Below are 9,136 nucleotides of genomic sequence, written 5' to 3' on the forward strand. Positions count from 1 at the left end.
AGCCCCCACACCCCCACGGTGCTTTCAGCCGGAAGAAGGCGCCGAGCGCTCGATGGGCAGACGCCGGGATAAAACGGCGAGGGTGAGGAGGATGAAGAGGCCGCCGATGGCGTAGGTGGCCATGATCAGGCGAACGTCCGCTTCGGGCATCTGGCCGACTTCGGTGGTCGATCCGGCCGCGACCCAGAGCGTGGCGGCGAAGAAGAGACGGCCCAGCAGGCTTTGCAGTGACAGATAGGTCGCGCGGCTGCCGTCGGGCAACAGGGGTTGGATGCGCGCGATCAGGAAAGGCCGCGCCAGCGCGTCGGGGATCATCCGGCTGAGCAGCAGCAGGACCGCAAGCGGCCCCGTCGCGATCGCCAGCGCGCCGGGCAGCGCCAGTTGCAGCGCGAAGGCCCCCAGCAGCATCGCGGTCAGCCCGACCGCACGCCGCAAAGCGGGCGCGAAGAGCGACACGCCCAGCGACACGCTCATCATCGCGGCGGTGATCGCCCCGCTGACCAGCGGCGTCTCGGACGCGAGGTCGGTGCCCGCGAGGCTGCGTTCGATGAAGGGCTGGCCGAAGACGAAGGGCACGTGGCTGAAGGCATACATCACGATGGCGAGGCCCGAAAGCCACAGCAGGACCGGCTGCCTGATCGCGCCCGACAGAAGGATCAGGCGCGATGGGCCGGTGGGGTCGTCGACCATCTTCTCCGGCTCCCGGAACGTCCAGGTCAGCACCAAAAGCGCCGCGAAGGCTGTCGCCGTCGCCCAATAGGGCCAGGTCACGTCGAACCGGGCCAGCGCCCCGCCCGCGATGGCCGAAAGGGCCAAGGCCGAGAAACCCGCGCGCCAGCCGCCCAGCTCATGCCGCTCCACCTCCGCCTCCCGCCCGTCGGCGGCAAGCGATTCGTAGAGCAGCGACGTATCGGTGCCCGACACGAAGGCGACCTGCACCGCCAGCAGGACCTGCGCGGCCGCAAACCACCAGAACGGGCCGCCCAGCGCCTGCATGCCGGCTGTCGCCACACCGGCCAGAGCCGCGATCATCAAAGTTCGGCGTCGGCCCCAGCGGTCCGACAGCCAGCCCGACGGCACCTCCAACATGGTCGTGGCGACGTCGAAGATGGCATAGGTCAGGATCGCCTCGGCGGCCGAAAGCTCCCCCTGGATGTAGAGAAACCAGACCGCCTGCCAGAACGTCAGCCCGGCCAGGAACCTGTACCAGGGATAGAGGGCGACGTTGCGCCTCACAGACGCTCGGCCATGAACCGGCGGAAGGGGGCGAGGATTTCGATCCGGTCGGTCAGGGCGGCGACCAACCCGTCGTCCGTATCGCGCCATCCCTGCGCCAGCGGCAGCGAAATTGCCAGCGACTTGCGACGGATCAGGTCGGCGTGGGGATGATCGGGAGCGTAGGGTTTCGGCACACGCTTGAGCGGTTCGGGCCCAAAGTCGCTGATCGTGGCCCCGGTGTCCGCGATGACCTCCGTCAGTTGATCGCCCCAGGTGTCGACCATCGCGCGATACCGGCGCAAGTCGTCGCCCGCAAAGCCGGGCGTGCCGCAGGCGACGAACGTGCCGCCGGGACGGATGGCGAAAAAGAACATCGGAGCCAGATCGTCCCGATCTGCCGTGCTCCAGGACATCGAGAGCTGCGTCTTGAGGGGTGACTTGTCCTTGGAGAACCGCACATCGCGGTAGATGCGAAACACCTTGCCGGTGTGCCCGTCGCCGGTGACGCGGCTGATTTCCTCGGCCATGATTTCGGCGAAGAGTTTTGCCGGGCCTTCGATGTCGGTCTTGAAGGTGTCCTTGCGCGGTTCGAACCAATCCCTCGAATTGTTGTTTTCCAACTGCCCGTAGAAGGTCTGCGCCCGGTCGAGCATCTGGGTAAAACCGTCCGACATCGCTTGCCTTTCCGCATCCGTCAGACGGAAACTAGCGCAGGAGGTGGTCGATGTCCCTGACCCTGATGCGCAGAAACGCGAATTATCGTTGGCTGGTGGGCGCGTCGGGTGTGTCGAACCTGGGCGACGGGGTGTCAGCCCTGGCGTTTCCGTGGCTTGCGACGCTGATCACGCGCGATCCGGTGCTGATCTCGCTGACCGCTGTCGCGGGCCGTTTGCCATGGCTCTTGTTGACGCTGCCTGCGGGGGTCTGGACCGACCGCATCGACCGTCGCCGCCTGATGATCCGGGCGGATGTGTTCCGCATGGTCATGACGCTGGGCGTGGTGGCGATGGTTCTGGCCGCGCCCCCGCCCGTCGCATCGCCGGGCCTGGCGATCGGGGCGCTTTGCGCGGTCGCGTTCCTGCTCGGATCGGCGGAGGTGCTGCGTGACAACGCGGCGCAGACGGTCCTGCCATCGGTGGTCAGGCCCGCGGACCTGGAAGCGGCGAACGGGCAGATGTGGTCGATCGAGCGGATCATGGGCGAATTCGTCGGCCCGCCGCTGGCCGGTGTTCTGATCGCGCTGTCGCTGCCCGCGCCGTTCGTCTTCGACGCGGTGACCTTCGCGCTGGCCGCCGGATTGATCTGGATGATGGTGGTTCCGACGCGGATCGCCCCCGCCCGCCGGTCGTTCCGGGTGGAGTTGATGGAAGGTCTGATCTGGATCTGGCGGCACGTGATGATCTGGCGGCTGGCGATCATCCTGGGGGTCATCAACGCCTGCGCGATGGCCGCGCTGACGATGCTGGTTCTGTTCAGCCAGGACGTTCTGGGCCTGGGCGCGGTGGGGCACGGTCTGTTGCTGACCTGCGGTGCTGTGGGGGGCGTGATCGGCGGGATGATCGCCCCGGCGGTCGCGCGGCGGGTCGGGGGCACGCGCAGCCTTTGGGTGGCCTTCGTTCTCTTCTCGGGGTGCTATGCGCTGATCGGGGTCGCGACGTCGCCGGTGGTCGTGGGGGTCGCGCTGTTCGTGGAATCGCTGGGCGCGATGCTTTGGAACGTCGTGACCGTCAGCTTCCGGCAGCGGGCGATCCCCGACGACCTGCTGGGGCGGGTCAATTCGGTCTATCGCTTCTTCGGATGGGGGATGATGCCGGTGGGCGCGCTGGCCGGTGGCCTGATCGTCGCCTGGGCGGAGCCGTCGCTGGGCCGCGAGACGGCCCTGCGCCTGCCGTATTGGTCGGCCGCCGCCGTCCTTGCAGGGACGGGCCTGATCGGGGTGCTGACCATCCGATTGCCGGTGTCGGGAGCAAAAAAATAGGCCGAACCCAAGGGTCCGGCCGAGTCCAACAGGGAGGTGCATCAGAAACACCGCTGATGCGCCGGTACTCTTTGAAGGTAGTACGTCGGGAAGGTTTCCCCAACGTTAATTTTAATCCGTGAGCGGATTGACGTCGCCTGTGACCCCTGGGGCACGGGTCCGAGGTCAGGACATCAGGCGGTATCCCCCGCTTTCGGTGACCAGAAGACGCGCGTTCGAGGGGTCGGGTTCGATCTTCTGGCGCAGGCGGTAGATGTGCGTCTCAAGCGTGTGGGTGGTGACCCCGGCGTTGTAGCCCCAAACCTCGTGCAGCAACACGTCGCGGGCGACGGTGCCATCCCCGGCGCGGTACAGGAACTTGAGGATATTCGTTTCCTTTTCGGTCAGGCGGATCTTCTTGTCGTCTTCGGTCAGCAACTGCTTCATCGAGGGCTTGAAGGTGTACGGCCCCAAGGTGAAGACGGCGTCTTCGGATTGTTCGTGCGTGCGAAGCTGCGCGCGTATGCGGGCCAGCAGGACCGGAAACTTGAATGGCTTAGAGATGTAGTCGTTGGCCCCCGCATCCAGCCCCAGGATGGTGTCGGCGTCTGTGTCATGGCCCGTCAGCATGACGACGGGGCATTTCACCCCTGATTTGCGCATCAGGCGGCAAAGCTCCCGCCCGTCGGTGTCGGGCAGGCCGACGTCCAGCACGATCAGGTCGTAGAGCTGTTCCTTGGCGCGGGACATGCCGGTGGCACCCGAGTCTGCTTCGAACACGTCGAAGTCCTCGGTCATCACCAATTGCTCCGCCAGGGCGTCGCGCAGGTCGTCGTCGTCGTCGACGAGCAGGATTTTCTTGAGATTGGCCATAAGACCCTCCGGGGTTAGCTGTTGCTCCATTCGTGCCAAGTGACGCGGCGTGAGGGAAGCCCGGCCGCGCCCGCTCACGCCGACGTGTCGCCAAAGCGTCAAATGTTTCATATGTGCAGGAGGAGGGCCCTCCGGCGGGTCGAATTGTTACAGGAAATCACGCGCGATGCTTTCGCCCACGCCGACAGACCTGATGGCCCGTGCCTGCGCCGACCTACGTGTCGGCCTGCCCGTCGCCGTCGGCGGGGTTCTTCTAGCGTCGGTGGAGACACTGGGGGCCGCGCGTCTGGACGCGTTGCGGGATCAGGGCGATCTGATCCTGACGCTGTCGGGGCGGCGGGCCGAAACGCTGAAGGCGCGCGCCTATGACGGCGACGTCGCGCGGATCGCCGTGCCCAAAGATGCTGATCTGACGTGGCTGCGTGCGGTGGCCGATCCGGCGAATGACCTGCGCGCGCCGATGAAGGGGCCGCTGCCCACGCTGCGGGGCGGCGATTGCACGCCGTGGCGCACGGGGATCGCGCTGGCCAAGGCGGCGCAACTGCTGCCCGCAGTCGTGGGCACGGTGGCGCCTGCCCCGGACGGCATCACGCATTTGCCCGCCGCCCTGCCGCCGATCGACATGCAGGTGCCCGACTTCGTCGCCGCCGCGCGCGTGCCGCTGGTGGTCGAGCGTCAGTCCCGCGTGCAGGTCTTCCGCGACGGAAGCGAGGAGCATTACGCCATCGAGATCGGCCTGGTGGACCGCGCGCGCCCGGTTCTGACCCGGCTGCATTCGGCGTGTTTCACCGGCGACGTGCTGGGGTCGCTCAAATGCGATTGCGGCCCACAGTTGCACGCCGCGATGCAGGCCATGGCCGACGCCGGCGGTGGTGTGCTGCTTTATCTCGATCAGGAGGGGCGGGGTATCGGGCTGGCCAACAAGATGCGCGCCTATGACCTGCAGGATCAGGGGTTCGATACGGTGGAGGCCAATCACCGGCTGGGGTTCGAGGACGATGAACGCGATTTCCGCCTTGGGGCCGGTCTGCTGCGCCGGACCGGGATCGGGGCCGTGCGCTTGATGACCAACAACCCGCGCAAGATCGCGATGATGCAGGCGCAGGGGATCGACGTGGCGGAGCGTGTGCCGCTGCACGTCGGTCGTACAGCGGACAACGCCGCCTATCTGGATGTCAAACGCGCGAAGTCGGGGCATCTGGAGTGACGCGCGGCGATATGGTCCTGACCCCCACCGGCCTGCGATTTCTGGGCCGCCGATTTCCCTGCACCACCGGGCGCGGCGGCGTTGTGGCGGACAAGCGGGAGGGGGACGGCGGCACGCCGGTCGGGGCGCATCAAATCGTCGGGATGCTGTATCGCCCCGACCGTATCGCGCCGCCGACGGCCTGGGCGGTGCCGATCGGGCCGGGCGATCTGTGGTGCGACGACCCCGCGCACGAGGATTACAACCTGATGGTCCGCGCCCCGCACCCCGCCTCGCACGAATGTCTGCGGCGGGCCGATCCGCTTTACGATCTGGTGATCCTGACGGATTGGAACTGGCCGCGCGCGATACGCCGGCGCGGATCGGCGATCTTCCTGCACCGCTGGCGCAGGCCGGGGTATCCAACCGAAGGCTGCATGGCGTTCGACCCCGCGCATCTGTCGTGGATCGCGCGGCGGATCACCCCCGCGACCCGCTTGGTCGTGCGCGGCTAGTTGGTCGTGCGCGGCTAGGACGTCACGCGTTCGCCGAAAATGGCGGAGCCGACGCGGATGTGCGTGGCACCCAACGCGATCGCCTGTTCGAAATCGGCCGACATGCCCATCGACAGGCCCGGCAGACCGTTGCGCGCGGCGATCTTGGCCAGAAGCGCAAAATGCAGCGACGGCGTTTCCTGCGCCGGGGGAATGCACATCAGTCCCGCGACCGGCAGATCCATGGCCCGCGCCTCCCGGATGAAGGCGTCGGCCTGCGCGGGGGGAACGCCGGCCTTCTGGTCCTCCTCCCCGGTGTTGATCTGAAGGAACAGGTCGGGGCAGCGCCCCAGATCCTGCGCCATGTCGGCGATGCGGGTGGCCAGCTTGACGCGGTCGATGGAATGGATCGCGTCAAACAGCTCCATCGCGGGACGGGCCTTGTTGGATTGCAGCGGGCCCAGCAGGTGAAGTTCGGTCCCCGGATAGTCGGCCTTCCACGCGGGCCACTTGCCCTGCGCCTCCTGCACGCGGTTTTCGCCGAAGACGCGGTGCCCGGCGTCCAGCACGGCCTCGACCCGGTCGGCGGGCTGCACCTTGGATACGGCGATCAGGGTCACTTCCGCCGGAGAGCGGTCGGCGCGCGCGCAGGCGGCACTGATGCGGGCGGTGATCTCGGGCAGGGACATGTGCGGTCTCCGGGGAAGGGGTCCCCCATGTGCCAAAAAGAAAAGAGCGGGCACAAGGCCCGCTCTTCCCTCAACTGATGATCCGGTTGGATCAGAAGTTCATGCGAACACCGAAGGAGACGGTTTCGAAGTCGTCAGCGTCGCTGAAGTTGCTGTCGCCGTAGCCCAGCTGAACAACCGCACCGCCACCGAGGTCATAGCCGACCGACAGACCCAGACCGTCCTGGTCGGTGCCGTCGTCGAAATCGTACTGACCGTAGTTCAGGTTGGCCGAGATCGCGCCGGTGGAGTAGCCGACGCCGACACCGATGTGGTCGCCGGAGACGTCATCGGTACCCAGGTCGAAGTCAGAGTAGTTGATGCCGGCGGTGAAGCCGCCGCCGAACGAAGCGTTCAGCGAGACCGCGATGATGTCTGCATCGTCGCCTTCCTGCTCGGCAGCCTGGTAACCCAGACCGAAGCCGATGTCCGTGCCGCCCAGGTCGAGCTGGTACTTGAAACCGATGCCCAGGATGGCGTCGTTGTCGGTGTCGTCGTTGTCGTCCAGTTCGGCCGACAGGGCGACGCCGAAGTCACCGAAGGAGTAGTCGTAGCGAACGATCTGGCCGTCATACGCACCGTCGAGGCCGGAGTTGCCGTTGAAGCCGGCGTGCTCGGTCTCGTCGTCGTTGATCGAACCGGAGTTGAAGTTAACTTCGGTCAGGGCCCAATCCAGCGCACCGTCGGTGTCACCGGCGGTCAGGGTGCCGAAGGCGCCCGACAGGAAGATGGTCTCGCCGCCTTGCGAACGACCGCTGAAGGCACCGGAAGCGCCGCCGGAACCGGGCGTGGTCACGAAGTCGTCTTCGGTGCCGAAGATGCCGTCGGGGCCGGAGTTGAGCGTCGCGATACCCTGGTCGTTGTTGGAACCGTCGGACTCGTCCAGGTCGATGCTCGCACCGAAGGTCAGGCCGCCGTCGGTTTCGCCCGACATGGTGAACGTGACGTCGATATCGGTGAAGAACTCAACGTCGTTGTCCGTGGAAGCAACGCCACCGTCGCCGGAGATGAGGCCCATCTCGGCGTTACCGGAGAGCGTGATTTCGGCCGAAGCGACGCCCGCGAAGGCGACGAGAGCGGTCGAAGCGAAGAGAACGTTTTTCATGGTTTTCCCTCGTGTTTTTTAGATCGTCCCCACCACGGGAATCGCGTTGGGCGTAGTGGTCGTTTCAACTATCGGCGTCGCCCTCGCAAGAAAGCGCCGCTGACCGCCCGGGTTTTCGCCCGATCCATGGTGCTTTCGTGCCACAGTGGTGCCACGGGTGCCTGAATCGTGCCGCAGTCTGCCGCCGGGTGTGGCCGGGCCACCCCGCAACACCTTGTTCGTCGGCGTTCGGATGGGTTAGGACGTGCCATATACAAGGTCACGGGCAGGCGAGGGACGGGCATGGGCGACAATAGGATGGTTCGGGGTGTCGCGGCACTGACGGCCCTGGCGCTTCTGGCGGGCTGCGGTGGCGACGTGTTCGGCCAGTCGCGCGAAGAGCGGATCGCCGCGCAGGACAATCCGCGCACCATCGCCCGCGCGCAGCGGTCCCAATCGCTGCAGTCGTCGGTGTTCGATCTGTTCTCCAACGCGGACGATCCGAACGTCACGCTGGAGGTGAACCGCTATCTCTGGGCCGCGACGCTGGATGTGCTCAACTTCCTGCCGGTGCAGAATGCCGATCCGTTCTCGGGCGTGATCCAGTTCGGGTACGGCACGCCACCCGGTGGCGGGCGCGCCTATCAGGCGACGGTGCTGATCCAGGATCCGGCGCTGGACGCGCGCAGTCTGAACGTCGCGCTGCGCACGCGCGGCGGGGCGGTCGACCGCGACACGCAGCGCGCCATCGAAGATGCGATCCTGACCCGCGCCCGCCAACTTCGCATCCGCGACAGCACCCTGTGACCGTCGCGCGCCGGCCGGTGCGCGCCCCCTTCCAGACAGCACACCGCCCCGGTCCAAGGGCCGCGGCAGCCATCAGGACCGTTTCATGACCGACGCAGCCGCAGGATACGACACCGCCGCCATCGAGGCGAAATGGCAGGCCGCCTGGGACGAGGCGGCGCTGTTCCGCGCGACCCGGTCCGACGCCCCAAAGTATTACGTGCTCGAAATGTTCCCCTATCCGTCTGGGCGCATCCACATCGGGCATGTGCGCAATTACGCGATGGGGGACGTCATCGCGCGCTACAAGACGGCGCAGGGGTTCAACGTGCTGCATCCGATGGGATGGGACGCGTTCGGGATGCCGGCCGAAAACGCGGCCATGGCATCGGGCGGCCACCCCAAGGACTGGACCTATGCCAACATCGATGTGATGCGCGGGCAGATGAAACCGCTGGGCCTGTCGATCGATTGGAGCCGCGAATTCGCCACCTGCGATCCCGAATACTACGGTCAGCAGCAGGCGCTGTTCCTCGACATGCTGGACGCCGGTCTGGTCTATCGCAAACCGGCGATCGTCAACTGGGACCCGGTCGACATGACCGTCCTGGCCAACGAACAGGTGATCGATGGGAAGGGCTGGCGGTCGGGTGCGGAGGTGGAGCGCAAGGAACTGACACAATGGGCCTTCGCCATCTCCGACATGGCCGAGGAATTGCTGGAAGGGTTGCAGGGGCTGGAGCATTGGCCCGACAAGGTGCGCCTGATGCAGGAGAATTGGATCGGCAAGTCGCGCGGGCTTCAGATGAC

The 9,136-nt window shown here is 66.4% G+C and carries 10 protein-coding genes; 5 read left to right on the plus strand and 5 right to left on the minus strand.

The window, feature by feature from the left end; genetic code table 11:
- Positions 1-24: 24 nt before the first annotated feature.
- Together JDO7802_RS06915 and JDO7802_RS06920 are read right to left on the minus strand one after the other, a co-directional pair.
- A complete protein-coding gene (locus tag JDO7802_RS06915; protein WP_055083936.1) occupies positions 25-1,236 on the minus strand; it encodes an MFS transporter in 1,212 nt (403 codons plus the stop codon).
- Positions 1,233-1,892: a DUF2461 domain-containing protein gene (locus tag JDO7802_RS06920; RefSeq protein ID WP_055083938.1), complete on the minus strand. Its 660-nt coding sequence runs from the start codon at positions 1,890-1,892 to the stop codon at positions 1,233-1,235. Before JDO7802_RS06920 ends, JDO7802_RS06915 begins: the two co-directional genes overlap by 4 nt.
- 50 nt (positions 1,893-1,942) lie before the next feature.
- Here JDO7802_RS06920 and JDO7802_RS06925 point away from each other — a divergent pair, with 50 nt between their 5' ends.
- Positions 1,943-3,196 carry an MFS transporter gene (locus tag JDO7802_RS06925; RefSeq protein ID WP_055083940.1) on the plus strand — a complete coding sequence of 418 codons (1,254 nt, stop codon included), beginning with the start codon at positions 1,943-1,945 and terminating at the stop codon, positions 3,194-3,196.
- Between the two features lie 165 nt (positions 3,197-3,361).
- On the opposite strand, the gene JDO7802_RS06930 is transcribed toward JDO7802_RS06925, so the two are convergent.
- Positions 3,362-4,048 carry a response regulator transcription factor gene (locus tag JDO7802_RS06930; RefSeq protein WP_055083942.1) on the minus strand — a complete coding sequence of 229 codons (687 nt, stop codon included), beginning with the start codon at positions 4,046-4,048 and terminating at the stop codon, positions 3,362-3,364.
- Positions 4,049-4,214: 166 nt separating this feature from the next.
- On the opposite strand from JDO7802_RS06930, the gene ribA reads away from it, so the two are divergent.
- Positions 4,215-5,255, plus strand: coding sequence for a GTP cyclohydrolase II (ribA, locus tag JDO7802_RS06935; protein WP_055083945.1), 1,041 nt, complete (start codon positions 4,215-4,217; stop codon positions 5,253-5,255).
- Positions 5,252-5,749, plus strand: coding sequence for a L,D-transpeptidase family protein (locus JDO7802_RS06940; RefSeq protein ID WP_055083947.1), 498 nt, complete (start codon positions 5,252-5,254; stop codon positions 5,747-5,749). The genes ribA and JDO7802_RS06940 overlap by 4 nt, the downstream gene beginning before the upstream one ends.
- A 14-nt stretch (positions 5,750-5,763) precedes the next feature.
- Here JDO7802_RS06940 and JDO7802_RS06945 read toward each other — a convergent pair whose 3' ends face one another.
- Both JDO7802_RS06945 and JDO7802_RS06950 read right to left on the minus strand, forming a co-directional pair.
- Entirely contained in the window at positions 5,764-6,417 is a 654-nt protein-coding gene (locus JDO7802_RS06945) for a YggS family pyridoxal phosphate-dependent enzyme (RefSeq protein ID WP_055083949.1), read from the minus strand.
- Positions 6,418-6,508: 91 nt separating this feature from the next.
- Positions 6,509-7,561 carry a porin gene (locus tag JDO7802_RS06950; RefSeq protein ID WP_055083951.1) on the minus strand — a complete coding sequence of 351 codons (1,053 nt, stop codon included), beginning with the start codon at positions 7,559-7,561 and terminating at the stop codon, positions 6,509-6,511.
- A 282-nt stretch (positions 7,562-7,843) separates the two neighbouring features.
- Between JDO7802_RS06950 and JDO7802_RS06955 the strand changes: the two genes are divergently transcribed.
- Positions 7,844-8,347, plus strand: coding sequence for a DUF3576 domain-containing protein (locus tag JDO7802_RS06955; RefSeq protein ID WP_083481057.1), 504 nt, complete (start codon positions 7,844-7,846; stop codon positions 8,345-8,347).
- A gap of 85 nt (positions 8,348-8,432) precedes the next feature.
- Positions 8,433-9,136: class I tRNA ligase family protein (locus JDO7802_RS06960; RefSeq protein WP_144430577.1), on the plus strand; the 704-nt coding region annotated here is incomplete at its 3' end.

The sequence above is a fragment of the Jannaschia donghaensis genome, from assembly GCF_001403795.1.
Lineage (GTDB): Bacteria > Pseudomonadota > Alphaproteobacteria > Rhodobacterales > Rhodobacteraceae > Jannaschia > Jannaschia donghaensis.

Excerpts from the sequence above, each read along its gene's own strand:
- JDO7802_RS06920 (WP_055083938.1), bottom strand. The coding sequence starts at position 1,892 with ATGTCGGACGGTTTTACCCAGATGCTCGACCGGGCGCAGACCTTCTAC.
- JDO7802_RS06925 (WP_055083940.1), top strand. The coding sequence starts at position 1,943 with ATGTCCCTGACCCTGATGCGCAGAAACGCGAATTATCGTTGGCTGGTG.
- JDO7802_RS06930 (WP_055083942.1), bottom strand. The coding sequence starts at position 4,048 with ATGGCCAATCTCAAGAAAATCCTGCTCGTCGACGACGACGACGACCTG.
- ribA (WP_055083945.1), top strand. The coding sequence starts at position 4,215 with ATGCTTTCGCCCACGCCGACAGACCTGATGGCCCGTGCCTGCGCCGAC.
- JDO7802_RS06945 (WP_055083949.1), bottom strand. The coding sequence starts at position 6,417 with ATGTCCCTGCCCGAGATCACCGCCCGCATCAGTGCCGCCTGCGCGCGC.
- JDO7802_RS06950 (WP_055083951.1), bottom strand. The coding sequence starts at position 7,561 with ATGAAAAACGTTCTCTTCGCTTCGACCGCTCTCGTCGCCTTCGCGGGC.
- JDO7802_RS06955 (WP_083481057.1), top strand. The coding sequence starts at position 7,844 with ATGGGCGACAATAGGATGGTTCGGGGTGTCGCGGCACTGACGGCCCTG.